Below are 25,795 nucleotides of genomic sequence, written 5' to 3' on the forward strand. Positions count from 1 at the left end.
ACGACCCCTGCCACTCACGACCCCCGCCCGAAATCGTGCAGATCAGCATCAAACGGGCATCAATCTGTCTTCTGGCGTCCTTTGTGGACATTATCCGTACGGGCCTCGGACATCTGCCTCGTCGGAGGTTCAGTTCGAGTCAGCAAGAGCGGCACCCCTTCACCCCTCCATCACGACACCGTTCTCCTGGGCGAGGATCGCCGCCTGCACCCGCGACCGCAGGTCCAGTTTCGTCAGCACCCGGGAGACATGCGTTTTCACCGTGGTCTCGCCGATGTGCAGCCGGGTCCCGATCTGCGCGTTGGACAGGCCACCGCCCAGGCACGCCAGCACTTCGCGCTCGCGTTCGGTCAGGTCTTCGAGGCCGTCGGGGACCAGCGAAGGCTCGCGGGTCCCGGCGGCGAAGGCGGCGATCAGTTTCCGGGTGACCTGCGGAGCGAGCACTCCTTCGCCCGCCGCGACCAGTTTCACCGCCTCGATCAGCCGTGCCGCCTCGACCGACTTCAGCAGGAACCCGGCCGCGCCCGCCCGCAACGCGGCGTGGACGTACTCGTCGAGGTCGAAGGTCGTCAGCACGAGGACCTCGCACAGCCCCTCCGCGGTCAGCTCCCGCGTGGCCGCGATGCCGTCGACGCCGGGCATGCGCACGTCCATCAGCACGACGTCCGGTTTCAGCGCCTTCGCCTGGCGGACGGCGGTCGCGCCGTCCGCGGCCTCGCCGACCACCTCGATACCCTCGGCGTTGCCGAGGATCATCATCAACCCGGCACGGATGGCGCCGTGGTCGTCGGCGACCAGCACCTTGATGTTCCCGTCGCTCAAGACCCCTCCAAAGGCAGTTCGGCACGGACCAGCCAGCCACCGCCGGACGGCCCGGCGGCGAGAGTTCCGCCCACCGCGGCGGCGCGTTCCCGCATGTTCAGCAGGCCGAGTCCGGTCCCCCCGTCGTCGGGGCGGCCCGGTCGAAGATCATTGCGCACCTCGACGGTGAGTATGCCGCCGCTCGAGCGGATGTCGAGGACGGCCCGCCCGCCGGGAGCGTGCTTCACCGCGTTGGTCAACGCCTCCTGCGCGATCCGGTACGCGGTCAGATCGACCGCGGCGGGCAGGCGGGCGGACCGGTCCGGCACGGAACCGAGCTCGACCGTCAGCCCGCTCGCCCGCGCCGATTCGACCAGTTTGGACAGTTCGGCCAGCCGGGCGGGCGCGGTCGGCTCGATCTCGGTGTCCGCGCGCAGCAGCCCGATCATCGCGCGCATCTCGTCCAGCGCGCTCACACTGTTCTCCCGCACCGATTCCAGGACCTTCCTGGACAGCCCCGGGTCGGCGGTGGCCATCGACAGCGCGGCTTCGGACTGGATGGCGATCGCCGAGAGATGCCCGGCGATGACGTCGTGCAGATCCCGCGCCATCTTCGAGCGTTCCCCCGCGACGGCGGCCTTCCGGTCCAGTTCGCCGATCGTGGCCAGCTGGACCGCGTTCGCCCGTTCGCTGTCGGCGATGTCCCGCTGCTGACGGACGTTGGCCGCCCACCACACCGGGGTGACCAGGAACGGCAAGAAGGCGAACGCCACGAGGATCGCCGTACGCCACTGCGCGGAGAAGAGGAGCGCCAGGCAGACCACCGCGAGCGTCCCGATCGCGGCCACCCCGATCATCGTCCTGCTGACGCGCCGCGAACCGTAGAGCGTCGTCGCGTACAGGAAGTCGGTGAAGATGACGAGGATCGGGAGCGAGGGGCCGAACGCGAAGTCCACCGCGAGCACGGCCAGCGCGCAGAGCAAGGCCAGCGGGACCTTGCGGCGCAACATCTCCAGGCCGCACAGCACGGTCAGTTCGCTCAGGCGGATCCACAGTGGCGTGTCGTCGGGGCCCGACAGGAGCACCTGCATCCCGCTCAGGTAGACCAGCACGCCGAGGACCCACGTGCCGAAGGCGATGACGAGGTCCTGTTTCCATTCGGCGAGGTGGTTCAGGCGCGGGACGAACGTGGGCACCGCCCCATCCCAGCACACCGGGAAGGGCGGCGGGGTCCTACGAACTGATGACGATGATCTCGTGCCCTACTCCGACGCGGAGGACCGGTGCGTTCGGCGAGGCTTACGGCGTGAACAAGATCTGGGACTTCATCGCGGAAAATCCGATGGCGGCCGTGATCGCCGGCGGGGAGATCGGTTTCTGGGTCGCCATCGTCGCCGGCCTCGCGGCCCGCTATCTGCTCAAGCTGAAGCGGACCAGTGCCGTGCTGCTGCTCCTGACCCCGGTGATCGACCTCGTCGTGCTGGCCGCGACGGTCGTCGACCTGCGCAACGGCGCCACGGCGAACTTCGTGCACGGCCTGGCCGCGGTGTACCTGGGCTTCAGCGTGGTGTTCGGGCATTCGATGATCCAGTGGGCCGACGTCCGGTTCGCCCACCGGTTCGCGGGCGGGCCGCCACCGCCGCCCAAGCCGAGGGGCCGGGAGAAGACGCGCGCCGAATGGCGTGACTGGTTCAAATGCGTGCTGGCCTGCGGGCTGGCCGCCGGGGTGCTGCTCCTGCTGATCCTCATGGTCGGTGGCACCGAGCAGGTGGACCCGCTGTGGGGGTGGCTGCCGCGGCTGGGGGTCGTGACGGCCATCTGGTTCGCCACCGGGCCGCTGTGGCAGGAGCTCTCGCCGAAGGACGAAAGAGTCAAGGAAGGGGCTCGGCGATGATCGAACTACTGGGGATCGCTCTGCTGGTGCAAGGCGGCGGCGGGCTGATCAACCGGCTGCTGGGCAGCACCAACCCGAGCTGGTTCGTGCAGCTCCACCTGCTCCCGCCGGGGATGCACGTGGTGGTGAGCGCGCTGATGGTGGCCGCGGGCGTGGGGCTGCTGTTCGCCGAACGCGCCCGCAAGCAGCGCCGCGGGTCAGAGTGAGACCAGCACCTGGAGGACGCCGAGGACGATGGTGACGACCGTCAGGACGACGGTGACCACGGTGAGCCGCGTGACCCGCGCGCTCACCGTGTTCTCGTAGGCGTACCGGGTCTCCTCGTCCATCGCCTCGGCCTGACGGTCGAGCTGGGCGATGATCCGCTCCACGCCCATGCTGGTGACCAGCCGGCGCTCCAGGGAATCGACCTCGGGCGGCAGTACCGAATGCAGCATCTCGAGGATGTCGTCCAGCGAACCGCGCAACAGCCGGGTGCGGCTCCCGGACTTCTTCATCGACGCCAGCCACTGGTCGGCCAGCGCCATCCGGATCAGGACGCGTTCGAGGATGAAGAGCATCCCGTGGTCGAGCCCGCCGATCTCGCTGTCGATGCCGAAGTACGGTTCGGTGGCGCCGAACGGGCCGCGCATCAGCTCGTCCTGGTGCTCGACGTAGTCGGAATCCTTGCTGTTGAGACAGACGATCCCGCCCGCCATCGTGTAGGCGGCGACGAACGAGCGCGTGCCCCACGACGGGCCGAGCGCGTCCCTCGCGACCTCGCGGGGCACGAACCGCCAGCCCTCATCGCTGGTCGCCAGCCCGTAGAACGGGCGGGGATCGGCGGCGACCCGCTGGGCGGGCGGATGCCCGTCGTGGGACCGCAGCTCGACGCACCAGCCCTTGCGGCTGAGCCCTTCGGTGAGGCCACAGCCCCTGGTCAGATCCTCGAAGATATGGGTGACGGTCTTGAGGAGCGAGGGGAACGTCTGCTCGCCGTAACCGCCGTGCAGCCCCTTCTCGCCGTTCGCCGTCTCACGACCCTGAAGGCTCTGCAAGACGGCGATGGCCAGGTCGAACTCGGCGGCGGGCCCGTCCGCCGCCGCGCCGCTGATCGTGGTGGCGAGGACCAGCGTCATCGCGTGATAGGCGGGATGCCAGGTGACGACGAGTTCGCACGGCAGCCCGACCGCGCCGCCGCGGATCGACAGCCTGCGTTTGCGCAGCATCCGTCTTCGCGGTGGTTTCGTGTAGCTGGCCAGGAAGTTCTCCGCGGCCGCCCACTCCGCGCCGAGTTTCCCGTCGAGATGGGCCAGCAGCCCGCGGTCGCGGCCGCCGTCCAGCACCTTCGCCGCCTCCTGCTCGGACAGCGGGACCGCCCACGCGAAGGTGAGGAGCACCGCGGTCATCCGCGGCGCAGGAGGGTGATCAGGTCCCGGCCGAGATGGCGGCGCAGCGGGCCGGAGGCGTTGACCAGTTCGTCGCGGTCGATGTGCTCGTCGGCCGGGCCGAGATCGTCGAGGACGTGGTACGTCCACTCCCAGTCGGTGCGCCAGCCCGCGTGGGCGGCGTCGGCGGCGACCTCCTCGGGATCGAGGTAGCGCACCGGGAGCGCCGGGCCGCCGTCGTGGAGCGCCTTGTCGAACTCTTCGCGCGAAACACGGCGAGAGCGGACTTCGGTGCCCGCTTCGACGCTGTCGAGACTGAACGCGCCCTGCCCGATCGGCGACCGGCTGTAGGCCAGCACGAGGGCACCGCCGGGCGCGGTGATCCCGGCCAGCCGCCGCAGGATCGGCCCGACCTCCGGCGTCGGCACGTGCTGGATGACGTGACTGCACAGCACGAGGTCGTACGGGCCGCCGTCCAGTTCGGTGATTGGTGAGACGGCGAAGGAGAACTCGGTGTCCTCGACGGCGGTTTCCCGCGCCTTGGCCAGCCTGTCCTGGTCGGGATCCGCGGCGGTGACGTCGGCGGAGAACCGCGCGAGCCAGGGGAGGAGGCGGCCTTCTCCGCAGCCGGCGTCGAGCGCCTTGACCCCTTCGCGCGGGCCGAGGATCGCGGTGAGCTCTTCGGCGACCTTGCCGAGCGCGCGGTCCTCACTGGCCGTCCAGTAGCCGTCGTAGGGCTCGTGCCGTCGGATGAACGCGCCGGTGACGTGGTCGCCGGTGTCCGGGTAGCGGTAGCTCTCGGTCAGCACAGTCGCGAATATAGCCCGGATTCGCGGGTTCTCCGGCGCTCCGCGCGGGTTTACCCTTAGTCGTGGCCATCGGGCCTGTCACGCTGTACGCCGTTGTCGCCGTGGCGCCTTCGGTGCTTTTCTGGTGCGCGCTGAAGGTCCCCGAGGTGGTGCGCCGGTGGCGCCGCCGCCGTGAACCCGAGGTCCCGGCGGGCCCGCCCATCGAGAAGCTCGCCGCCGATCTGCGCCGGGTGCACCGTCTGCTGGCGGAACTCCCGCCCGGCGCCTCCGCCGTCCGCCGGTACGGCACCAGGCAGGCGTACGACGCGCTGCTGGTCCAAGCGTGCCGGGAGGTCGAGGTCGACCACCGGCTGGACGGGCTGCCGGAGGGTTTCGACCGGGAGATCGAACGGCTGCGGATCGAGGAATCCCTGGCCGAGCGCGGGCTTTCGGTGTCCTGACGCGGTTTGTATCGAAAGTATGCGCGCGCCCGGGAGGCTCGCGGGTATGAAGAGGCTGGGACTTCTCGCTTCACTCCTGCTGGTGTTCGCGCTCATCCCGGGGGTCGCGTCGGCCGCGGCCGCCTTCCCGAAGATGGACGCGGCCACGGTCGACGGCTTCCGCTGGACGTCCGGGTCGACCTTCGGCACCTACGGCGCCCGGATCGCCGCGCTGGAGAAACACCTCCCCGCTCGCGGGTTGCCGGAGATCCTGTCTTCGGCGAACCGGAAGGCGCGGCCGCTGTGCCACGCCACCCATCTCGCGACGGCGCTGAAACCGGCCGGGTTCTGCTGGGAAGACGCGAACGACGACAAGACCAACGACTGGATCCCGCAGGGACTGACCGGTTCCGGCGACGCGGACGCGGCGACCGGGAAGGTCGGCGGCAAACGGGTCGTGGCGACGTCCTGGCACACTCCGGGCGACACCATGGTCCGACTGTCCTTTGTGGACGCCACCGGGCTGGGATACCGGCACGTGCTGCTCGTCGAACCGACGTCGAACGACAACTTCGCCGTCGTGCAAGGACACGGGCACGGCATGACGTGGATCGGGAACCGGCTCTTCGTCGCGACCACCGGGGGAGTGGTGCGGGTCTTCGACACCACGCACTTCTGGAAGGTCGACGACGGCTCCGGCGTCGTCGGCAAGGGCCCGGACGGCAAGTACCATGCGGCGTTCTACGACTACGCGATGCCGCAGATCGGCGCGTACTGGTACCCCGGCGGTGGCACCTGCACCAACGCGCCCGGGACGCGGCCGTGTCTCGCGACGATGTCGTTCGACCACAGTGACGGTTCGATCGTGACCGCGGAGCACATTCCGAACGCGGCGGGCGGCCGGGTGCTGCGGTGGCCGTTCGACCGCGCGACCGGCCTGCCCAAGGTGTCCGCCGACGGCACCGTGCACGCGAAGGAGGGCTTTGTGTCACCCGTCTGGGGCATGCAGGGAGCGGTGGCGCGCAACGGGTACTTCGTGCTGACCGGCGTATGCCCCGAGTACGCCGGGGTGGCGGGCGACCATCCGTCGTGCCTGCACGGCGGGGTCGGCGGCACCTCGACGTCGAGGCTGAGCGGCCGCGCGCCGGTGAACTCGCAGAACCTGTCGTACTGGCCGGCGACGGGGGAGCTGTGGCTGATGAACGAGCAGCTGCGGGAACGGGTGACCGTGCACGTCCCGTGGACGACCCTGACCGGCCGGCCCTGAGGTCACCCAAGTCCGTGAAGGCCTCCTTCCCTACCTTCGGGGTAGGGAAGGAGGCCTTCACTACCTTGGTGACTGCCGCGTGCGCCCCACCTGCACCAGCGTTCACAGCGGCTGTGCGTGAAGACCCCTTCCCTCGGCTCAGCCGATGAAACTCGACCTTCACCGGGGGCGAGGGAGCGGCCGGTACCGAGGTGGTCGAGTCTCGTGACCGAATGGACGACACGACCGCCGCAGGGGTTCCGCCACGAGGCGTCCGCCCAATCACGCGTGTCGTCCCTCCAAACACGTGTGTCGTCCGGTCAGTCAAGTGAAACCGCCGCGCCCGCGCGTCGACAGTAGGTGCCCAAGCCACCCTTTGGCCTAACTGGCCGAGCTCACGGGGCGAAGTCCCAGCGCGTGGCGCCATGGGGTTCCGTGGTCGCCACGCCGATCGCGCGGCGCAGGGCGAGGCGGTACAGATACCAGGGCGGCGGCCCCGCGCTGGGCGCGCTGAACGGCGCCGTGAGCGCGTCGCCCTCGACCGACGCAGGCCAGCCACCCGTCCGGTAGACCGCCGCCACGCGCTCCAGCGTCGCCGGGTCGGTGACGCGGTGCGCCTCGCCCTCCAGCGTGAGGTCGATTCCCCGCAACCGCACCGAAACGGCGCACGCCGGGTGCACGGCCAGGTTGCGGGACCGGCGCGTGTCCGGCCCGCCCTTGAAGTACAGGGCGTCGTCCACCCAGACGGCGCCGACACCGGCCGAGTGCGGGCGCCCGTCGGGACGGACGGTCGTCACGAAGAAGGTCAGGTCGGCGGTCGGGGTGTCCTCGGCGAGGATTTCGCGCGCGCGGTTCCAGGGGAGTTCCGCGGATCCGTAGCGGTCGAGGTTCTTGGTGGCGTGAGGTTTCGTCATACCCACGCGTCGAACGAGCGGGCCGCGATTCGACACCGGACGCGAAAGACCCCGCCACCGAACCGGTGACGGGGTCTTCCGTGAACCCTGGGCTCAGTCCAGGTAGTCGCGCAGCACCTGCGAACGCGACGGGTGACGCAGCTTCGACATCGTCTTCGACTCGATCTGCCGGATGCGCTCACGGGTCACCCCGTACACCTGGCCGATCTCGTCGAGCGTGCGCGGCTGGCCGTCGGTGAGGCCGAACCGCAGCCGCACCACCCCCGCTTCACGTTCGGACAGCGTCTGCAGCACCGACTGGAGCTGGTCCTGCAGCAGCGTGAACGACACCGCGTCGACCGCGACGACGGCCTCGGAGTCCTCGATGAAGTCACCGAGCTGCGAGTCGCCCTCGTCGCCGATGGTCTGGTCGAGCGAGATCGGCTCGCGGGCGTACTGCTGGATCTCGAGGACCTTCTCCGGGGAGATGTCCATTTCCTTCGCGAGCTCTTCGGGGGTGGGCTCGCGGCCGAGGTCCTGCAGCAGTTCACGCTGTATACGGCCGAGCTTGTTGATGACCTCGACCATGTGCACCGGGATACGGATGGTGCGGGCCTGGTCGGCCATCGCGCGGGTGATCGCCTGACGGATCCACCAGGTGGCGTACGTGGAGAACTTGTAGCCCTTGGTGTAGTCGAACTTCTCGACCGCGCGGATCAGGCCGAGGTTGCCCTCCTGGATCAGGTCCAGGAACGCCATGCCGCGGCCGGTGTAGCGCTTGGCCAGCGAGACCACGAGCCGGAGGTTCGCCTCCAGCAGGTGGTTCTTCGCCCGCTCACCGTCGCGCACGATCCACTTGAGGTCGCGCCGCATCTGGGTGACGAGCTTCTCGCCCTCCTCCTCGGCGTTGCGGACGCGTTCGGCGGCGTAGAGCCCGGCCTCGATGCGCTTGGCGAGCTCCACCTCCTCCTCGGCGTTCAGCAGGGCGACCTTGCCGATCTGCTTGAGGTACGCGCGGACCGAGTCGGCCGAAGCGGTGAGCTCGGCGTCCTTGCGGGCCTGGCGCAGCGCCTCGGACTCCTCCTCGTCCCAGACGAAGTCCGGGTTGTCGGAGGTCTTTCCGGCGTTCTTGTCGGTCGAGGTGCGGCGCCCGCGGGGGGGCGTCTCTTCGACGTCCTCCTCGGACTCCGCGTCCTCTTCCGTCTCTTCGGTGACGGAAGCGTCGACGACGTCCACCTCGACCTCTTCGAGGTCCGACAGATCCGGGGTTTCGAGGTCGGCTTCGTCGAGCTCTACCGGACCGTCTTCCGGATCGCCGTCTTCGGTCTTGGCGCCCTTGGTGGTGGGTTTCTTGGCCGGAGCCTTCTTCGCCGGGGCCTTCTTCGCGCCGGCCGCCTTGGCGGCGGTCTTGCGCGCCGCGGGCTTCGCCGCGTCGGTGGCTGCCTCGTCGGCCGGCTCGCCGGCTGCGGTCGCTGTCTTCGTCCCGCTTCGGGTTGCGGTTCTTGCGGCTGCCACTTACGCCCTTTCGCAGCGGTCGATCATGACGAGCCGAGGCGTGATGGTCTCGGCTGCCTCAAACTTCGGGGAAAACCCCTCGGCCTGCGGTTTCCCTCGTTCTCCTGGGTGCCGCCGCCGGGGGCCGTGTTCCATTGTAACGACGATACGTGACAGCGTCGCGGCGCGGACCACCACCCGGCGGGCGCGACACGCCGTGCGACCCGCCGAAGTGACATCCGCGGCGCGGATGTCAGCATGGGCGCGTCAGTGCTCGATGCCCTCCACGGCCGCGGCCGCCGCGCCGACGATGCCCGCGTTGTTCTGCAACGACGCGACGATCACCGGTGTGCGGATGTCGAGCAGCGGCACCCATTTGTGGGACTTCTTGCTGACCCCGCCGCCGACGATGAACAGATCCGGCCAGATCAGGTTTTCCAGCACGGACAGATACCTGTTCACCCGTTCCGCCCATTCGGGATACGAGAGTTCCTCGTTGTCCTTCACCGACGCCGCGGCCTTCTTCTCCGCGTCGAAGCCGTCGACCTCGATGTGGCCGAACTCGGTGTTGGGCACGAGCTTCCCGTCCTGGAAGACCGCGCTGCCGATGCCGGTGCCGAAGGTCAGCAGCGCCGTCACGCCACGCCGCGCGGCAGGGTCGCCCCAGCGGATCTCGGCCATGCCGGCGGCGTCCGCGTCGTTGAGCATCGCGATGTCGTCCACGCCGCGACCGAGGCGTTTGGCGAACAGGGCGTCGGCGTCGGTGCCGATCCACGCGCGGTCGATGTTGGCCGCGGTGTGCGCGACACCCTTCTTGACCACCGCGGGCAGGGTGACGCCCACCGGGCCGTCCCAGCCTGCCTGGCCGGTGATCTCGGCGACGACGTCCGCCACCGCCTCCGGGGTCGACGGCTTCGGCGTGTCGATGCGGATCCGGTCGCCGATCAGCTGTCCTTCCGCCAAGTCGACCAGCGCGCCCTTGATCCCGCTGCCGCCGATGTCGATACCGAAACCTCGGGTCGCCTCCACCACGGACGTGGTCCCTTCTCGCACGATTCAGAAGCCTGCCTCGGAGACTTTAACCGGATGTGGTGACATGGCGGACGTGGGAGTTGACGAGACGTTGCTGAAGAGTGTCGCCGAGCGTGTCGCGGGCGAGGCCGCCGAACTGGTCCACGAGGCCTGGACCGGGATGAACGCGGGCCGCGAGGTGCGCGTGGACACCAAATCCGCCGACACCGACGTGGTGACCGCGGTGGACCACGAGTCGGAACGGCTGGTGCGCGCCCGCCTCGCCGAACTGCGCCCGGACGACGCCGTGCTCGGCGAGGAGGGTGGCGGGATCGCCGGGGACGGGGTGACCTGGGTGGTCGACCCGATCGACGGGACGGTGAACTTCCTCTACGGGCTGCCGTGGTTCGCCGTGTCGGTGGCCGCGCAGGTCGGCGGGGTGTCGGTGGCGGGCGCCGTCGTCGAACCGGTCAGCGGGCGCCGCTGGACGGCCGCGCGCGGGCAGGGCGCGTTCCTCGACGGGCGGCCGCTGACGGTCAACGCCCCTTCCCGGCTGGATTTGACGCTCGTCGGCACCGGATTCGCCTACAAGGTCGAACGGCGGACGAAACAGGCCCGGTTCGTCGCGGAACTGGCGACCCGGGTGCGGGACGTCCGGCGCAACGGCGCCGCGTCACTCGATCTGTGCGCGGTCGCGGCGGGCTGGCTGGACGCCTATGTCGAGCACGGCCTCGGGCACTGGGACTGGGCCGCTGGAGCGCTCATCGCCGCTGAGGCGGGAGCTCTCGTGTCGCTGCCGGGGGAGGACGCGGAGCTGGGGCCGGACGCGACCTTCGCGGTGGCTCCGTCGATCGCGGCGCCATTGCGTCAGGCGCTGATCGAGTCGGGTGTGGGCGTCATCTGACCCCTTCCGGCAAGCGCTATGAAGGACGCTTTCATTGCAAATTTTGCAATGAAAGCGTCCTTCATAGCACTTGACAAGGGTCAGCAGGGAGCTTCGCGGGCGGCCTTCAGCAGTGCCTGGTCGATCACCGGGGCGCCGCCGCCCGCGGACTGCTCACCGCCGCCGCTGCCCTGCTGCGCCTTCGACCACTGGGTGAGCTGGTCGAGGACCTGGCGCGCCTCCGCCTTCGGGCGGACGTCGCCGAGCAGGGTCCCGGTGGTGAGCGTGACCGAAGCGTCCTTGCGGTTGTCCTTGACCAATTCGGCGCACGGGACCACCAGGCTGAGCGTGCGGGCCGCGGCGGCGCCGTTCTCGCCGAAGCGGATCTGGCCGCGGCACTTGGCTTCGGCGTTCTTGTAGGCCGGGTCGACGTCCGGCTCGACGATCTGGGAGAAGCCGAGTTCCCGGAGCGTGCTGGTGACGATGCCGCCCTGGCCGCGGACCTGGGAACCGTTGAGCACCTGGACGGCGACCTTGTCCGGCGGTACCGGCGCGCGGTCGTCGAGCCCGTCGTGCGCCAGGGGTGTGTAGGTGACGCCCTGCTGCGGAGCGGGCGGGGGATCGCACTGGATCTTGGCATCGATGTCGGCGTTGCTCGCCACGACGTTCACCCAGACGATGACCGCGCCGAGGGCCATCACCCCGATGACGATGAGCGCGGGCAGCGGCTTGCGCTTGCGATACGGCCTCGCCCCGCGGTCCCCGATGCCGTTCCCCGACGCCACCTGCCAGTCCCTTCCCCAAGCCCGGATCCCCGGACGGTGCTTCATCTCACCATCGTGTCCGATCAGCCTATGCGTTGCGGCGAAGGTGATCGGCGCGGGCCTCCGGATAGCACCACGCGATGGCCACTCCGGGCAAGCGGCCGGACCCAAGCGGTGAGGTACCCGACGCGGGGGCAACCCATTCGGACGACAGACGTCTTGACAACGGCTCACTCCCTCTCCCCGCCGGTTCCCCCCGTCGGGTGACGTAATCGCGGCAATGTCTGACTCGTTGCAGAGCCGGTATCAGCGTGAGCTACCCTTCGCGGGCTCAGGCGGCAGTAAGAGGCGCAAAAGAGAGACCTCGCTCACTGCCCAGCCGGGCACAAACAGGGGCGCTGGGACGTTAACCAGCGGCACGAAGGACTCACGAGCCGCGCGCTCGCGGGTCCGGGCCATCTGACATCGAAAGCATCGCAGGGGTGAGGGACCAATGGCGACCGACTACGACGCTCCGCGCCGCAGCGAAGCCGACGAGCTGGCCGAAGACTCGTTGGAAGAGCTGAAGGCAAGGCGTAACGAAAACCAGTCCGGCGTCGTGGACGTCGACGAGGACGCGACCGCCGAGAACTTCGAGCTGCCGGGCGCGGACCTCTCCGGACTTTCCGGTGAGGACCTGACCGTCAAGGTCGTGCCCAAGCAGGCCGACGAGTTCACCTGCTCCGTCTGCTTCCTGGTGCACCACCGCAGCAGGCTGGCAGAGGAGAGTGGCGGACGGCTCATCTGCCGCGACTGTGCCTGAGCCTACGGGCACAGGGGACGGCGCGACAGGGGCTTCGGGGACTGAAACAGGAATAAGGGGGCCGGCCACGTGGCCGGCCCCCTTTCCTTTCACAAAGCACGAGCCTTGTGTCTAGGACTTCTCGGCGGGGTGGCGGAGCAGCGCGGCCACCTTCTCCGGATGCCGTGTGCTGAACAGCCAGTACGGCGTCGGGTCGCCGGGGTCGGTCAGCCACACCCGCACGACCGGTCCGACCCAGCCCCGGTGCAGCACGAAGGCCGCCGGATCGGCGTCGCGGCCGAGCGCCTTGCGCTTCGCTTCCTTGTCGATGACGTCGACGTCGCCGACGAACTCGAGCGGCAGGTGCGCGTCGCGCAGCCACAGCTCCGGCTCGGCGCCGCCGGTCACCCGGACGCGGGACCGGCCGAGCGAGATCATCAGCGCGACCACCGCGGGGATCAGGACCACGTACGGCAGCCACCCGCGCAACCCGGGATAGCCCATGTCGATCTCCGCCGCCAGCAGCCCGCCGCCCAGCAGCGGCAACGGCCAGCCCCACCACGGGACGTAAAGCCGCTCTGAATGCTTGACGGCGCCGCCTTCGGCCGTGTTCACGCTTTCACCCACGCGTTCAGGGTAGTCTCGCCGCCCGTGTCCACCGTTCAGGTACTGCTTTCCAGGATCGATCCTTCGGTCCCCCTCCCCGCCTACGCGCGCCCCGGCGACGCCGGCGCCGACCTCGTCACCACCTCGGATATCGTGCTCGCGCCCGGTGAACGCGGCGTCGTCGGAACGGGCGTCGCGATCGCGCTGCCGCCCGGGTACGCGGGCTTCGTCCACCCGCGCTCGGGTCTCGCCGCCCGGGTCGGTCTCTCGGTCGTCAACACCCCGGGCACGATCGACTCCGGGTACCGCGGTGAGATCCGCGTCTGCCTGATCAACCATGATCTCTCCGAGAAGGTCGTGCTCACCCGCGGCGACCGGATCGCGCAACTGGTCGTGCAACGGGTCGAACAGGCCGAATTCGTCGAGGTCGCCGAACTCGAGCCGTCCGAGCGCGGCGAGGGCGGGTATGGCTCCACGGGCGGACACGCCACACTGGGAGCCGGAGCCAGGGAAGGAACGGAGAACTAGTGGGGATTTTCGGACGCAAGCGCGCGAAGCCGAGCGGACGGCATGCCGCGCCCGAGGTCGATGAGCGTCCAGGCGCCGACGAGGAGATCGAGGCGCAGCTGTCGGAGACCGCCGACGGTCCCTTTGACCTCGCCGACGCGCCCGACGACGGCATCCCGCGGATCGACCTCGGTTCGGTGAAGGTGCCGGTGCCCGACGGCTCCCAGGTCCAGGTCGAGATGGATCCGGAGAGCGGCGGTGTCCGCGCGGTGCACGTCGTCACCGAGCAGGGACAGATCACCGTCAGCGGCTACGCGGCGCCACGCTCCGGCGGCCTGTGGAAGGACGTCAGCACCGAACTCACCGAGCAGCTGCGTGCCGACGGCGCCAAGGTCTCGGTCGGCATGGGGGAGTGGGGCCTGGAGCTGTCCGCGATCGTCGGCGACGTCGCGCTGCGGTTCGTCGGCGTCGACGGTCCGCGCTGGATGCTCCGCGGCGTCATCGCCGGCCCGCAGTCCCAGGCGTCGCAGGCGCCCGCCGTGCTGCGGGAGATCGTGCGGCACACCATCGTCGACCGCGGTGACGCGCCGATGCCGGTCCGCACCCCGCTGACCATCACGCTGCCCGACGCCGTCGCGCAACACATCGCCGAGCAGCAGGGTTAGATCTGTGTTTCTCTGATCGCGCGCTGACGAAAACCCGCTGAAGGGGCGTCGTTCCGCTTCAACGTCACGTTGAGCGGAGAGGCGCCCCTTCAGCGTGTTTTCGTGGGCCTTCGGCCCGAAAGAGGGCGCGCGACGGGTGAAGTCTCCGTCGGGCGCGGGGCGCCCTTGGGGAGACCGTGCGCCACCGGTCGCACTGCCGACGCCGGGTTAGAGGGCTAGTGGGTGCGGGCTTTGAGCCAGGCCAGGACGGTCGCCCGGCCCAGGGATTCCCGGTCCGCGCCGAGGGCGGTGAGCGTCGACTCGCCGACCTCGGCACGCGGCAGGGCCTCCGCCCAGGCGCGGGCGACCTCCACCGGATGGATCGGGTCGTCCACGCACGCGCCGATCCCGGCGGGCACGTCAAGGCCCTTCAGATCCTCCAGCGACGGGGCGGGATGGCCCGCCGCCGTCCGCAGGCTCGCCGCCAGCCCGTCGCCGTGCCGCCGCCACGCGCGGCCGAGTTCCGCCGCAAGCCACTCCGGCACGCCGTCCCCCGATTTCGCCAGCGCGCCGCCGACCCCGTTTTCGGCCACCAGATCCGCTGACAGCCGCGCGGCGAGCGACGCGGGTGCTCGTCCGGCCGGGCCGTTCCAGGCCGGGAGAGCGGCCAGCAGGCCGGTGCATCGGCCCGGTTCGCGCGCCGCCCACTCCGCCGACAGATGCGCGCCGAACGAGATACCCCCGGCGAGCAATGGACCGTGCTCGGCGGCCAGCCTGTCCAGCTCCTCGAGATAGCCGTCCGCCAGCCGGTCGCCGGGAGGCGGGGGCGGGGCGATCAACCGGATGCCGAGCGCCCGCAGCGGACCGGCGAACACGGCGCGCACGAACACTTCGTCGGACCCGGTGCCGGGGAGTACTACTGCCGTCGTAGGCGGAATAGCGGAGGTCACGTTGCGATATTCCCCTAAACCCGTTCTCCTGGTCGGAGCACAGTTACGCTGGATTACGCACGGGCCGTTCAAGTCGGGGGCCCCGGAGCACAGGAGCACCGTTATGTCCGCCAAAGACGGCGGCTACTTCAGCCGGCTGGTCCGCAAGCTGACCAGCGACGTCGAGGATCTCGACGCCGACGACCTGTCCGAAAAATCCGAGGCCGGCGGAGCGCAGCGCGCCTGTGACTGCCGGTCGGGTCAAGAGGTGACGGTGCTCGGCAGGATCCGCAGCGTGGAGCTCTGCCCGACCAACGAGGCCGCCACGCTGCAGGCCGAGCTGTTCGACGGCACACAGGGTGTGACGCTAATCTGGCTCGGACGCCGCCGGATCCCCGGGATCGAACCCGGGCGAACCATCAAGGTGCGCGGCCGGATGGCCGAACGTGATGGTCAGAAGGTGCTTTACAACCCCTATTACGAACTTCAGAGCCCTGTGAGTTGATCCCGCATCGTGAGTGAACCCGTCGGCGGCGAAGAGAAGACCGAAGACAAGAAGCCCCCGCCCACCCTGTTGGAACAGATGGGCGGGTTGTCCGGACTGTTCTATTCCTCGCTGCCGGTCATCGTGTTCGTGATCGCGAACGCGATCTTCGGGCTCACGGTGGGGATCTGGGCCGCGGTGGGCAGCGCGGTGGCGATCACCGTGCTGCGGATCGTGCGCAAGGAGCCGCTGCAGCCCGCGATCTCCGGCTTCTTCGGGGTGGCGATCGCGGCGTTCATCGCCTACCGGACCGGCTCGGCCAAGGGATTCTTCCTGTTCGGCATCTGGACGAGCCTGGTCTACTGCGGTGTCTTCGTGCTCTCGATCCTCGTCCGCTGGCCGCTCGCCGGCGTGGTGTGGAACGCGCTCAACGGCAGCGGCCACGCCTGGCGCAAGGACAAGAAGTCGCTGATCGCGTATTCGATCGCGACCGGCGCCATGGCGCTGATCTTCGGCGCCCGGTTCGTCGTGCAGCGCTGGCTGTACGACGAGGACCACACCGGCTGGCTGGCCTTCGCGAAGATCGCGATGGGATATCCGCTGTACGCGCTCGGCCTGCTCACGGTCGTCTGGGCGGTGCGGCGGTCGGACAAGCACCTCAAGGCGCTGGCCGAAGAGGCCCCGCGCGAAGAGACCGACGAAGAGGTCGAGGCGCGCCTGCGCGCGAAGTACGCGCAGGCGCCCGCCGTCGAGAACTAGCCCATCTCGTCAAGTCCCGCGTGCCATGAAAGGTCCTTTCCTTGCAAAATTTGCAAGGAAAGGACCTTTCATAGCGCTTGAGGTGAGCGTGGCAGGGACTTTCAGTACCCCAGCGCGGTCCGGATCTCCGGTTCCACGTCCGAAGTCGCCACGAAGAGCAGCTCGTCACCCGGCTCCAGCGGGTCCTCGGGCTGCGGCACGATCACGCGGTCCCCGCGCAGGATCGTCACCAGTGCCGCGTCACGCGGCAGGTTGAGCTCGCTGACCGCCTTGCCCGCCAGCGGCGTCTCCTCCGGGAGGGTGAGTTCGACGAGGTTCGCCTGGCTCTGCCGGAACGTCATCAGCCGCACCAGATCGCCGACGCTCACCGCCTCTTCGACCATCGCCGCGAGCATCCGCGGGGTCGACACGGCGACGTCGACGCCCCAGGCGTCGTTGAACAGCCATTCGTTGGCCGGGTTGTTCACCCGCGCCACCACCCGGCGTACCGCGAACTCGGTCTTCGCCAGCAGCGACACCACCAGGTTCGCCTTGTCGTCACCGGTCGCGGCGATCACGACGTCGCATTCCTCGATCCCGGACTCCTCCAGGATCGACACCTCGCACGCGTCGCCCAGCACCCAATCCGCCTGCTCCACGGTATGCGGCTCGAACTGGTCTGCCTCACGTTCGATGAGCATCACCTGGTGACGCCCGTCGATCAGCTCCGCGGCGATCGACCGGCCCACCGCGCCGGCCCCGGCAATCGCGACCCGCATCAGTTCTCCTCTTCCGGTTCGCGAGCGGCGACGGAGGTCACGTCGCTGACAGTGCCCGATTTCGCGGCGACGTACACGACGTCGTCGGCCTGGATCACGGCCTTGGTGTCGGGCAGCACGGCGGTGCCGAACCGCATCATGAACGCGACCCGCGCGCCGGTGGTGTCCTGCAGCTCTCGCACGCTGCGCCCGATCCAGCCCTCGTGCAGGGGGAGCTGCAGGAGCGCCACACTGCCGGACGGGTCCCGCCACACCGAGGCGACGCCGTCGGGGAGGAGGGTGCGCAGGAACCGGTCGGTCGTCCACGGCACGGTCGCCACGGTCGGGATGCCGAGCCGTTCGTAGACCGCCGCGCGCTTGTGGTCGTAGATCCTGGCGACGACCTTGTCGATGCCGAAGTTCTCCCTGGCCACCCGCGCCGAGATGATGTTGGAGTTGTCGCCGCTCGACACCGCCGCGAAGGCCCCCGCGCGCTCGATCCCGGCTTCGATCAGCACCTGCCGGTCGAAGCCGACGCCGACCACCTGCTGACCGTGGAAATCACTGCCGAGCCGCCGGAACGCCTGCCTGCTCTTGTCGATGACGGCGACGTCGTGCCCCAGCCGCTCCAGCGCCGCGGCAAGGGATGCGCCGACCCGGCCGCATCCCATGATCACCACGTGCACGCACTGCCTCCTTAGTCAGCGAACGTTTCACCCGTCCGCAGGTACCCGGACACACCAGCGCCGAACCTACCGTGAGCACCGTTAGCTGCTCCACCTTCCTCCCCGCCACCACCCTCAACGGAGACGCTGCGCGCCGCCGTTACGCTTCCCAGGTGTCGAAGTTCCCGACCGTATTGAAGCGGCTCGTCCTCGGACGTCCATTCCGGAGTGACCGCCTCTCGCATACGCTGCTGCCGAAGCGCATCGCGCTGCCGATTTTCGCGTCCGACGCGTTGTCGAGCGTCGCCTACGCGCCTGAGGAGATCTTCCTGACCCTCAGCGTCGCCGGCTTGTCCGCGTACGCGTTCGCGCCGTGGATCGGCGTCGCCGTCGCGCTCGTCATGCTGGTCGTGGTCGCGTCCTACAGGCAGAACGTGCACGCCTATCCCAGCGGTGGCGGTGACTACGAAGTCGCCAACACCAATCTCGGCGGCAAATTCGGGCTCACCGTCGCCAGCGCGCTGCTGGTCGACTACGTGCTCACCGTGGCGGTGTCGACATCGTCCGGCGTGGCGAACATCGGCTCCGCGATTCCCTGGGTGGCGCAGCACAAGGTGATCGCCGCGGTCGTCATCGTGGTCGTGCTGACCGCGCTGAACCTGCGCGGAGTGCGCGAATCGGGCAAAGCGTTCGCGATCCCGACCTACGGCTTCATCATCGGCATCCTCGGCATGGTGATCTGGGGCCTGATCGAGGCGGCCTCCGGCGCGGACATGCGGGCCGAGAGCGCGGATTTCCAGCTGCACGAAGAAGCCTCTTTGACCGGTTTCGCCTTTTTCTTCCTGTTGCTGCGCACGTTCTCTTCCGGCGCGGCGGCGCTGACCGGCGTCGAGGCGATCAGCAACGGCGTCCCGGCGTTCCAGAAGCCGAAATCGAAGAACGCGGCGACCACCCTGCTGATGATGGGGGTGCTCGCGGTGACGATGCTGGTCGGCATCATCACGCTGGCGATCATCACCGACGTCAAATTCGCCGAGCACCCGGCGACGCAGCTCACCGGCACCCCGGCGGGCTACGAGCAGAAGACGATCGTCGCGCAGATCGCGCAGGCGGTGTTCGCCGACTTCACCCCCGCCTTCTACTACATCTCCTTCGCCACCGGCATCATCCTGCTGCTGGCCGCGAACACCGCGTTCAACGGTTTCCCGGTGCTCGGCTCGATCCTCGCCCAGGACCGTTACCTGCCGCGTCAGCTGCACACCCGGGGCGACCGGCTGGCCTTCTCCAACGGCATCCTGTTCCTCTCGGCGTTCGCGCTGGTGCTGATCATCGCGTTCGACGCCGAGGTCACGAAACTCATCCAGCTCTACATCGTGGGCGTGTTCGTCTCCTTCACGATCAGCCAGGCGGGCATGATCCGGCACTGGAACCGGTTGCTGGCGAGGGAAACCGATCCGGTGGTACGGCGGCGGATGCGGCGTTCGCAGACGGTCAACGCGATCGGCCTCACCATGACCGGCACCGTGCTGATCATCGTGCTGGTCACGAAGTTCCTGCTCGGCGCGTGGATCGCGATCGCGGCCATGGTGGCGATCTACATCCTGATGACCGCGATCCGAAAGCATTACGACCGGGTCGCGGAGGAATTGCGCGAGATGGACCGCAAGCCGACCGTATTGCCTTCGCGCAACCACGCGATCGTGCTGATTTCGAAACTGCACCTGCCGACCCTGCGCGCGCTCTCCTACGCCAAGGCCGTGCGGCCGGACGTCCTCGAAGCCGTCACGGTGAACGTCGACGACGTCGAGACCCGTAAACTCGTCCAGGAATGGGACGACCACAATTTCAAGGTGCCGCTGAAGGTGATCGAATCGCCGTATCGCGAGATCACGAAACCGGTGCTGGACTACGTGAAGCGCGTCCGCGGCGACAACCCACGCAACGTGGTGACCGTGTTCATCCCCGAATACGTGGTCGGGCACTGGTGGGAGCAGGTTCTGCACAACCAGAGCGCGCTGCGGCTCAAGGGCAGGCTCCTGTTCCAGCCCGGCGTCATGGTGACCAGCGTGCCGTGGCAGCTCGAATCGTCGGAAAAGGCGATCAAACGCGACCGGAAGGCACGGCCGGCGGCAGGCGACGTGCGGCGTGGATTCTCCCCGGTGGTCAAGCAACCCGAAACGAAGAAGGACAAAGCAGAATGAGTGTGGACGCGTCGACCGGCACCTGGCTCGGACGAACGATCGAGCTGGAGGTCGGCGCGGTCGCGCACGGCGGGCACTGCGTCGCGCGGGCGGAGGGGCGGGTCGTGTTCGTGCGGCACGCGTTGCCCGGGGAGCGGGTCCTGGCCTCGGTCACCGAAGACAAGGGCGGGTCGTTCTGCCGCGCCGACGCCGTCGAGGTCCTCGAGGCGTCGCCGGACCGCGTCGAGCCGCCGTGCCCGCTCGCGGCGCCGGGGGAGTGCGGCGGCTGCGACTGGCAGCACGCCACACCCGGATATCAGCGTGAGCTCAAGGCGGCGGTGGTCGCCGAGCAGCTCAAGCGGCTGGCCGGGATCGAGCGCGAGGTCGTCGTCGAAGCTCTCGACGGTGGCCCGCTGGACTGGCGCAGCCGCGTCCGGCTCGTCGCGGGCAAGGACGGCAGGGCGGGTTTCCGGGCGCACCACAGTCACCGCGTGATCGCGATCGACGACTGCCCGATCACCGTCCCCGGCGCGCTCGACGACGTCGTTTCGCGGAAATGGCGGCCCGGCAGCGAAATCGAGGTAACCAAGGACGGCGAGGGGAAGGTGCACCTTCGCGACCTGTCGACGGTCCACGGCAAGACCCGCTCGCGGCAGCTGGCCGGCGGAATCGCCGTGCAGCACGCCGCCGGTCGCGACTGGCGCCTGGACGCCCACGGCTTCTGGCAGGTCCACCCGGCCGCCGCGGACACGCTGGCCGCCGTCGTCGCGGAATGGGCGGAGGCGCCGCGTGACGGCGTGGCATGGGACCTGTATGCCGGTGTCGGCCTTTTCGCGTCGGTGCTCGCCGAGCAGGTCGGCCCGCGCGGGCGTGTTCTGGCCATCGAATCCGGCCGGCGTGCCGTCGCCGACGGTGAGGAGAACCTGGCCGGCCTCCCGCAGGTCCGCTGGCGCTCCGGCCGCGTCGAACACCTGCTGGCCGATGCCCCGAAACCGGTCGACGTCGTCGTCCTCGACCCGCCGCGCAAGGGTGCGGGCAAGGCCGTCGTCGAGTCCATTGTGGAGGGTTCGCCCGACCGGATCGTCTACGTGGCTTGCGACCCCGCCGCGCTGGCGCGGGACATCGCGCTGTTCGCGGGGCACGGTTACAGGCTGGTCGACCTGCGCGCATTCGACGCTTTCCCGATGACGCACCACGTCGAATGCGTTGCGTTGCTGCAATGATTCGGGATTTGTAATCCGTCGGAATGGATCGGCTTCGTTCGGCTTGTCCTGGTGTCTTCGTGCTGGCTAACTTGAGTTCACGACTTCCGGAATCGGTAAGGGAACTCAAGCTCACATCATGAACTATCTTACTGCGGTATGCGGCGGTAAAGGCTGCGACGGGCGCGGCGCGATCTCCATCGTGAGGGACTGACCACGTGGAACCGCCGATGCTTCCTCCCGGTGTCACGGCACAGGAGATCAGTTACCGGAACGGCCGGAAACAAGTCATCTACACGGCACCGTATCCATCAGAGGGGCCGGTGCTCGCGCGCGATCTGCTGGGCAGGCAAGCCTGGGTGTTCATGTACGCGCATTTCGTCTTCACCTGGGTGGAAGGCGCGGTCCAGGTGCAGGTCGGTCACGGAACCCTGAACGGGCCGAAGATGCCACTGTGGAAGGGAGTCAGCATTTCCGGGTACTGGTCGGGTCCGGCGCTGGCGGAATTCGGACGGGCGTGGGCGCTGGACCAGATGATGGGCAATCGGGGAACACCGGCGGCCATCTACTTCTGAGATCGCGTGAGGCGAGGGCGGTCGGGTTCAGGTGGTCGTGAGCGCGAGTTGGTCGCCCCAGTGGTTGTGAGACCAGTGGTCTGGGGGAGTCGCGAAAGCCACTTTCGCGCACTCCGCGGAGTACGGCGTTCGTGATCGGATGGACGACACGTGTGACTGGCCGGACGACACGTGTGACTGGACGGACGACACGTGCGTGGCCGGGCCTTCTCCATGAAGCGTCGTCCATCTGATCACGTGTGTCGTCCACCTGATCACGTGTGTCGTCCGTCCAGTCACGTGAAATCCCGTGACCAAGTCAGCGTTTCAGCGTGAAGGTGAAATCGCCGGTCGCTTTCCCGGTCAACCGCACCGCCGAAATCACCTTCCCTTCCTCGATCAGCCGCTCGACCTCGCCCCGCGAAAGGCCGCACCCTTCAGCGATCACCCGCGCCGGCCGGACCGGGATCCGAGCCTCGAAGCGAACCGAGACCTCGCGAAAGTCCCCCTGACACGTAGAGCCGGTATCGAGCCGCCACGCGCCCTCCCAATCGAGGGAGACGTGGTTACGGCGGAGCACGGCCGGATCCTGGAGCAGTTCGGCCGCCAACCCCAGGTCGTTCTCGTGCAGCCGCTCCAGCAGTTCAGGCCGGACGGAGCGAACGTTCACGCGCTCCAGGATCGTGAGTTTCGCGGTGTCCCCGCATCCGGTGCAGCGCACGAGAAGCCAGACGTCGAGGAGTTTGTGGTGGGCGTTGACGCGAAATCTGCCGTTCGCCCGGAAGCGCCCGGACGGGCAGACGTGACAACGGCGGAGGACGACAGGCAGGCAAGTGGGGACGACCACCCAGTTTTCGAGCACAGGAATACACCCGTTCCAGTGAGAAATCCGCAGCAAAAGGAAGCGCGGCGCCCAGGGCGACGCGCGACGAAATCAGCGCTCGGGAGGTCTCACAGGGCGTACAACGGCAGGGCCCTCCGGCTCGACGACGTGGTCCGGCAGCACGGTAATGGCCGAGGAGGGACCGCTCCACCGGTTTTCCAGGGCAAAGCGAAGGCCCCCTCGCCGCGGCAAGGGGGCCTTCAGTGTGAAGTCAGGAGCGCGCGTCCTCCTTCAGCATGTCCGCACACCGCTCACCGATCGCCATCGTCGTGATGCACGGGTTCACCGCGACCAGGAACGGCATCGCCGAACCGTCGGCGACCCGCAGGCCTTCGACCCCCCGCACTCGCAGACGCGCGTCCAGTACGGCCATCGGGTCGCCGTCACCGCCCATTTTCGCGGTGCACGAGGGGTGATAGACCGTGTTGTGCGTCTTGCGCAGGTAGTCCGCGATCTCGTCGTCGGTCTTGACGTCCTTGCCGGGCGCCAGTTCCGTGCCCGCCCATTCGTCCAGCGCGGGCTGCTCGGCGATCTTGCGGGCCAGTTTGATGCCGTAGGTCATCACCCGCATGTCGTGCTCGTCGGTGAAGTACCGCGGGTCCACCTTCGGCTTGTCCCGGTAGTCACGGCTGCGCAGCCGCACCGTCCCGGTCGACCGTGCGCGGGTGACGTTCGGGGTCAGGCAGAAACCGTTCTCCGTGGTCGGATACCCCTGCCGGAGGGTGTTCATGTCGAACGGCACCGAGCCGTAGTGGAACATCAGGTCCGGCCGGTCGAGCCCCTCCTCGGTGGTAGTGAAGATGCCGATCTCCCACCATTGCGTGGACTCGGTCGTCATCGGCTGCAGCGCGTCCCACTGGATGACGCCTTCGGGGTGATCCTGCAGGTTCTCGCCGACGCCGGGGGAGTCCACCAGGACGTCGACACCGACCTCGCGCAGATGCTCGGCGGGGCCGATCCCCGACAGCATCAGGAGTTTCGGGGTGTCGATCGCACCCGAAGACAGGATGACCTCGCGCCGCGCCCGCAGCGGGACACCGTGGATCAGGTCGTCGGCCAGGTATTCCGCGCCGGTGCAGCGTTTGCCGTCGAACAGCAGCCGCCGGACACGGGCGCCGGTGATGATCTCCAGGTTCGGCCGCCGGCCGATGATCGGATGCAGATACGACACCGACGCGGACGACCGCGTGCCGTCCTCCCGCGCGTTGATCTGGAACCAGTTCGCCCCGTGCGTCACGGTCTTGCCCGAGTTGAACTCCGTCCTCGGGATGCCCGCCTGCTCGCAGGCCTGCAGCAGCGCGACACCGGTCGGGTCGTTCGGCGGGACCGAGCGGATCGTCACCGGACCGGAGCGGCCGTGGTGGTCGCCGGGACCGTCGTTGGTCTCAAGCCGTTGGTACAGCGGGAAAATATCCTTCGAAGACCAGCCGGGCAGGCCGAGCGACGCCCATTCGTCGAGGTCTTCGGCCGGCGCCCAGAACGCGATGCACGAGTTGTGCGACGAGCAGCCACCGAGCACCCGCGCGCGGGCGTGGCGCAGGAACGAGTTGCCGGACTCCTGCGGTTCGACCAGATAGTCCCAGTCGTAGCCGGATTCCAGCAGCGCCATCCACTTCGTCAGTTCCAGTACCGCCGGATCGTCCACATCGGACGGTCCGGCTTCCAGGAGCGCCACGGTGACGTCCGGGTCTTCCGAGAGTCTCGCGGCGACCACCGAACCCGCCGTCCCGCCGCCGACGACGATGTAGTCGAACTCTCCGGTCACTGTGCCGCCTCCTCGGGAAGTGCTTCCGCGGCGTGGTCGGCCAGGACGCCGCTCTTGTGCCGCAGGACGAACCAGTAATACGCGAAACCGACGACCGCCACCGCGCCGACGAACAGCACGGCCCCCCATTCGAGGTACCAGTGGTACGGCTCGGTCGCGTTGTAGACCTCGCGCCGCGGCCACGCCAGGTTCACCACGATCGCGCCGCCCCACAGCACGCCGAGGATGTTGACCGGCAGCCCCAGTTTGCCGAGCGAGAAGTACTTGGTGCCCGCCACCTTGGGCGGCGGCCACTGCCCGCGCAGGCGTTTGACCAGCATCGGAACGGTGACCAGCAGATACGCCAGGTAGATCATGATGATGCCGATACTGGTGATCACCGTGAAGATCTGCGGCTGGCCGACGTTGACCACCAGGATCAGCACCGCGATCACGCCGGACACGATCGCGGGGATCACCGGCGTCTTCGTCTTCGGCGACACCCGGGCCAGATGCTTCCCGGCGGGCAGGTTGTTGTCGCGGCCCATCGCGAACATCATCCGGATCGCCGCCGACTGCACGGCCAGGTTGCACACGGTGATGGCGATGACGACCGCCAGCAGGAAGATCGTGCCGATCGTGCTGCCGAGGACGTCCAGCACGATGAACTGGAGCCCGCCGGTCGCGATCTCCGGGTTGTTGATGTCGCCGACGGCCATCAGCGCGAGGATGAGGATCAGCCCGCCGATGACGAACGACGCGATCAGCGCGCGCAGGATCGCCTTGGGCGCGTTCTTGCGCGGGTCGTGGGACTCCTCGCCGAGCGAGCTGGCGGTGTCGAAGCCGTACATGACGTAGGTCGACGCGAGCGACGCGACCAGGAACGCCCCGAAATAGCCCCACGGCTGGTCGGCGCCGGTGTTGTTGGTCTGCATGACGACCTCGGGGCCCCGCGTGATGTTGACCGCGAGCGCGACGATCAACAGGACCGCGGCGATCAGTTCGATGAACACCCCGGCGCTGTTGATCCGCGCCATCAGCTTCACGCCCCAGGCGTTCACCAGCGTCGTGAACACGATCAGCCCGCTGCCCAGGATGACCGCGTTCACCGCGCTGTCGCCGGAGAAGGAGAAGAACGACGAGATCTGGGGGAGCGTGATCTGATACGCCAGCGCGACCGCGGCGATGCTGACGATCGAGGCGGTCAGCATCATCCACCCGGCCAGCCAGGCGACGTGCGGGCTGCCGAGCCGTTTCGACCAGTTGTAGATCGACCCGGCGACCGGATAGTGCGCGGCCAGCTCGGCGAACGACAGCGCCACCATCAGCTGGCCGACGAACACCATCGGCCACGACCACCAGTACGCGGGCCCGCCGAAGCTGAAACCGAAGTAGAACAGCTGGAAGGTCCCCGTCAGGATCGAGATGTAGCTGATCCCCGCGGCGAAGGTGTGGAAATTGCCGAGCGTTCTTTCGAGTTCCTGTTTGTAGCCGAAACCGGCGAGGCCGTCATCGGAAGGATTGCTCATCGGCGATTTC

Annotated in this window: 28 protein-coding genes; 13 read left to right on the forward strand and 15 right to left on the reverse strand. The window is 68.5% G+C overall.

The annotated features are described in order from the left end of the window. Positions 1-159: 159 nt before the first annotated feature. Positions 160-822: a response regulator gene (locus tag ACLJQ7_RS17620; RefSeq protein WP_410649285.1), complete on the reverse strand. Its 663-nt coding sequence runs from the start codon at positions 820-822 to the stop codon at positions 160-162. Continuing rightward, positions 819-1,997 carry a sensor histidine kinase gene (locus tag ACLJQ7_RS17625; RefSeq protein ID WP_410649286.1) on the reverse strand — a complete coding sequence of 393 codons (1,179 nt, stop codon included), beginning with the start codon at positions 1,995-1,997 and terminating at the stop codon, positions 819-821. The genes ACLJQ7_RS17620 and ACLJQ7_RS17625 overlap by 4 nt, the downstream gene beginning before the upstream one ends. Before the next feature lie 110 nt (positions 1,998-2,107). On the opposite strand from ACLJQ7_RS17625, the gene ACLJQ7_RS17630 reads away from it, so the two are divergent. Both ACLJQ7_RS17630 and ACLJQ7_RS17635 read left to right on the forward strand, forming a co-directional pair. Then, positions 2,108-2,695 (forward strand): hypothetical protein, encoded by a 588-nt coding sequence (locus ACLJQ7_RS17630; protein WP_410649287.1) that lies wholly within the window; start codon positions 2,108-2,110, stop codon positions 2,693-2,695. Further along, a complete protein-coding gene (locus tag ACLJQ7_RS17635; protein WP_410649288.1) occupies positions 2,692-2,901 on the forward strand; it encodes a hypothetical protein in 210 nt (69 codons plus the stop codon). The genes ACLJQ7_RS17630 and ACLJQ7_RS17635 overlap by 4 nt, the downstream gene beginning before the upstream one ends. On the opposite strand, the gene ACLJQ7_RS17640 is transcribed toward ACLJQ7_RS17635, so the two are convergent. After that, entirely contained in the window at positions 2,893-4,083 is a 1,191-nt protein-coding gene (locus ACLJQ7_RS17640) for a hypothetical protein (RefSeq protein WP_410649289.1), read from the reverse strand. The two genes, ACLJQ7_RS17635 and ACLJQ7_RS17640, sit on opposite strands and share 9 nt — an antisense overlap. Further along, positions 4,080-4,871: a class I SAM-dependent methyltransferase gene (locus ACLJQ7_RS17645; protein ID WP_410649290.1), complete on the reverse strand. Its 792-nt coding sequence runs from the start codon at positions 4,869-4,871 to the stop codon at positions 4,080-4,082. Before ACLJQ7_RS17645 ends, ACLJQ7_RS17640 begins: the two co-directional genes overlap by 4 nt. Positions 4,872-4,933: 62 nt before the next feature. Between ACLJQ7_RS17645 and ACLJQ7_RS17650 the strand changes: the two genes are divergently transcribed. Then, positions 4,934-5,311 (forward strand): hypothetical protein, encoded by a 378-nt coding sequence (locus tag ACLJQ7_RS17650; RefSeq protein WP_410649291.1) that lies wholly within the window; start codon positions 4,934-4,936, stop codon positions 5,309-5,311. A gap of 46 nt (positions 5,312-5,357) precedes the next feature. Beyond that, positions 5,358-6,557, forward strand: a complete 1,200-nt coding sequence (locus ACLJQ7_RS17655; protein ID WP_410649292.1) for a hypothetical protein — start codon at positions 5,358-5,360, stop codon at positions 6,555-6,557. A gap of 374 nt (positions 6,558-6,931) precedes the next feature. Here the strand turns inward: ACLJQ7_RS17655 and ACLJQ7_RS17660 are convergent, their stop codons facing one another. The 3 genes from ACLJQ7_RS17660 to ppgK all read right to left on the reverse strand — a co-directional run bounded on the left by ACLJQ7_RS17660 (position 6,932) and on the right by ppgK (position 9,952). Further along, a complete protein-coding gene (locus tag ACLJQ7_RS17660; protein WP_410649293.1) occupies positions 6,932-7,450 on the reverse strand; it encodes a pyridoxamine 5'-phosphate oxidase family protein in 519 nt (172 codons plus the stop codon). Positions 7,451-7,543: 93 nt separating this feature from the next. Beyond that, complete coding sequence (locus ACLJQ7_RS17665) at positions 7,544-8,944, reverse strand: RNA polymerase sigma factor (protein WP_410649294.1); 1,401 nt, start codon at positions 8,942-8,944, stop codon at positions 7,544-7,546. Positions 8,945-9,190: 246 nt separating this feature from the next. After that, the gene (ppgK, locus tag ACLJQ7_RS17670; RefSeq protein WP_410649800.1) at positions 9,191-9,952 is read right to left on the reverse strand and encodes a polyphosphate--glucose phosphotransferase; all 762 of its coding nucleotides are present in this window, start codon (positions 9,950-9,952) and stop codon (positions 9,191-9,193) included. A gap of 67 nt (positions 9,953-10,019) precedes the next feature. Between ppgK and ACLJQ7_RS17675 the strand changes: the two genes are divergently transcribed. Continuing rightward, positions 10,020-10,838, forward strand: a complete 819-nt coding sequence (locus ACLJQ7_RS17675; RefSeq protein ID WP_410649295.1) for an inositol monophosphatase family protein — start codon at positions 10,020-10,022, stop codon at positions 10,836-10,838. 80 nt (positions 10,839-10,918) lie between these two features. Here the strand turns inward: ACLJQ7_RS17675 and cei are convergent, their stop codons facing one another. Beyond that, complete coding sequence (gene cei, locus ACLJQ7_RS17680) at positions 10,919-11,602, reverse strand: envelope integrity protein Cei (RefSeq protein ID WP_410649801.1); 684 nt, start codon at positions 11,600-11,602, stop codon at positions 10,919-10,921. Positions 11,603-12,074: 472 nt separating this feature from the next. Between cei and ACLJQ7_RS17685 the strand changes: the two genes are divergently transcribed. Beyond that, on the forward strand, positions 12,075-12,383 hold the full coding sequence (locus ACLJQ7_RS17685) for a DUF4193 domain-containing protein (RefSeq protein ID WP_005164528.1): 309 nt from the start codon (positions 12,075-12,077) through the stop codon (positions 12,381-12,383). A 111-nt stretch (positions 12,384-12,494) separates the two neighbouring features. On the opposite strand, the gene ACLJQ7_RS17690 is transcribed toward ACLJQ7_RS17685, so the two are convergent. Then, complete coding sequence (locus ACLJQ7_RS17690) at positions 12,495-12,989, reverse strand: DUF3093 domain-containing protein (RefSeq protein ID WP_410649296.1); 495 nt, start codon at positions 12,987-12,989, stop codon at positions 12,495-12,497. 24 nt (positions 12,990-13,013) lie between these two features. Here ACLJQ7_RS17690 and dut point away from each other — a divergent pair, with 24 nt between their 5' ends. Further along, on the forward strand, positions 13,014-13,496 hold the full coding sequence (dut, locus tag ACLJQ7_RS17695; RefSeq protein ID WP_410649297.1) for a dUTP diphosphatase: 483 nt from the start codon (positions 13,014-13,016) through the stop codon (positions 13,494-13,496). Then, a complete protein-coding gene (locus tag ACLJQ7_RS17700; protein ID WP_410649298.1) occupies positions 13,496-14,140 on the forward strand; it encodes a DUF3710 domain-containing protein in 645 nt (214 codons plus the stop codon). Before dut ends, ACLJQ7_RS17700 begins: the two co-directional genes overlap by 1 nt. Before the next feature lie 215 nt (positions 14,141-14,355). Here ACLJQ7_RS17700 and ACLJQ7_RS17705 read toward each other — a convergent pair whose 3' ends face one another. Beyond that, complete coding sequence (locus tag ACLJQ7_RS17705) at positions 14,356-15,069, reverse strand: alpha/beta fold hydrolase (protein ID WP_410649299.1); 714 nt, start codon at positions 15,067-15,069, stop codon at positions 14,356-14,358. Between the two features lie 103 nt (positions 15,070-15,172). Between ACLJQ7_RS17705 and ACLJQ7_RS17710 the strand changes: the two genes are divergently transcribed. Together ACLJQ7_RS17710 and ACLJQ7_RS17715 are read left to right on the forward strand one after the other, a co-directional pair. Further along, the gene (locus ACLJQ7_RS17710; protein ID WP_410649300.1) at positions 15,173-15,553 is read left to right on the forward strand and encodes an OB-fold nucleic acid binding domain-containing protein; all 381 of its coding nucleotides are present in this window, start codon (positions 15,173-15,175) and stop codon (positions 15,551-15,553) included. 9 nt (positions 15,554-15,562) lie between these two features. After that, a complete protein-coding gene (locus ACLJQ7_RS17715; RefSeq protein WP_410649301.1) occupies positions 15,563-16,291 on the forward strand; it encodes a DUF3159 domain-containing protein in 729 nt (242 codons plus the stop codon). 101 nt (positions 16,292-16,392) lie between these two features. On the opposite strand, the gene ACLJQ7_RS17720 is transcribed toward ACLJQ7_RS17715, so the two are convergent. Together ACLJQ7_RS17720 and ACLJQ7_RS17725 are read right to left on the reverse strand one after the other, a co-directional pair. Continuing rightward, positions 16,393-17,049, reverse strand: a complete 657-nt coding sequence (locus tag ACLJQ7_RS17720) for a potassium channel family protein (protein ID WP_125780267.1) — start codon at positions 17,047-17,049, stop codon at positions 16,393-16,395. Next, positions 17,049-17,714 carry a potassium channel family protein gene (locus ACLJQ7_RS17725; RefSeq protein ID WP_410649302.1) on the reverse strand — a complete coding sequence of 222 codons (666 nt, stop codon included), beginning with the start codon at positions 17,712-17,714 and terminating at the stop codon, positions 17,049-17,051. Before ACLJQ7_RS17725 ends, ACLJQ7_RS17720 begins: the two co-directional genes overlap by 1 nt. A gap of 152 nt (positions 17,715-17,866) precedes the next feature. On the opposite strand from ACLJQ7_RS17725, the gene ACLJQ7_RS17730 reads away from it, so the two are divergent. The 3 genes from ACLJQ7_RS17730 (at position 17,867) to ACLJQ7_RS17740 (ending at position 21,650) form a co-directional block, all read left to right on the forward strand. Continuing rightward, positions 17,867-19,894, forward strand: coding sequence for an APC family permease (locus tag ACLJQ7_RS17730; RefSeq protein WP_410649303.1), 2,028 nt, complete (start codon positions 17,867-17,869; stop codon positions 19,892-19,894). Continuing rightward, positions 19,891-21,096: a class I SAM-dependent RNA methyltransferase gene (locus tag ACLJQ7_RS17735; RefSeq protein WP_410649304.1), complete on the forward strand. Its 1,206-nt coding sequence runs from the start codon at positions 19,891-19,893 to the stop codon at positions 21,094-21,096. Before ACLJQ7_RS17730 ends, ACLJQ7_RS17735 begins: the two co-directional genes overlap by 4 nt. Positions 21,097-21,305: 209 nt before the next feature. Continuing rightward, positions 21,306-21,650, forward strand: coding sequence for a hypothetical protein (locus ACLJQ7_RS17740; RefSeq protein ID WP_410649305.1), 345 nt, complete (start codon positions 21,306-21,308; stop codon positions 21,648-21,650). 298 nt (positions 21,651-21,948) lie between these two features. Here ACLJQ7_RS17740 and ACLJQ7_RS17745 read toward each other — a convergent pair whose 3' ends face one another. The 3 genes from ACLJQ7_RS17745 to ACLJQ7_RS17755 form a co-directional block, all read right to left on the reverse strand. Continuing rightward, on the reverse strand, positions 21,949-22,491 hold the full coding sequence (locus tag ACLJQ7_RS17745) for a DUF1062 domain-containing protein (RefSeq protein ID WP_410649306.1): 543 nt from the start codon (positions 22,489-22,491) through the stop codon (positions 21,949-21,951). Positions 22,492-22,723: 232 nt separating this feature from the next. After that, on the reverse strand, positions 22,724-24,277 hold the full coding sequence (locus ACLJQ7_RS17750) for a GMC family oxidoreductase (protein ID WP_410649307.1): 1,554 nt from the start codon (positions 24,275-24,277) through the stop codon (positions 22,724-22,726). Further along, positions 24,274-25,785, reverse strand: coding sequence for an APC family permease (locus ACLJQ7_RS17755; RefSeq protein ID WP_410649308.1), 1,512 nt, complete (start codon positions 25,783-25,785; stop codon positions 24,274-24,276). The genes ACLJQ7_RS17750 and ACLJQ7_RS17755 overlap by 4 nt, the downstream gene beginning before the upstream one ends. Between the last annotated feature and the right edge of the window lie 10 nt (positions 25,786-25,795).

It is taken from the genome of Amycolatopsis sp. cmx-4-54, from assembly GCF_046548895.1.
Taxonomy (GTDB): domain Bacteria; phylum Actinomycetota; class Actinomycetes; order Mycobacteriales; family Pseudonocardiaceae; genus Amycolatopsis.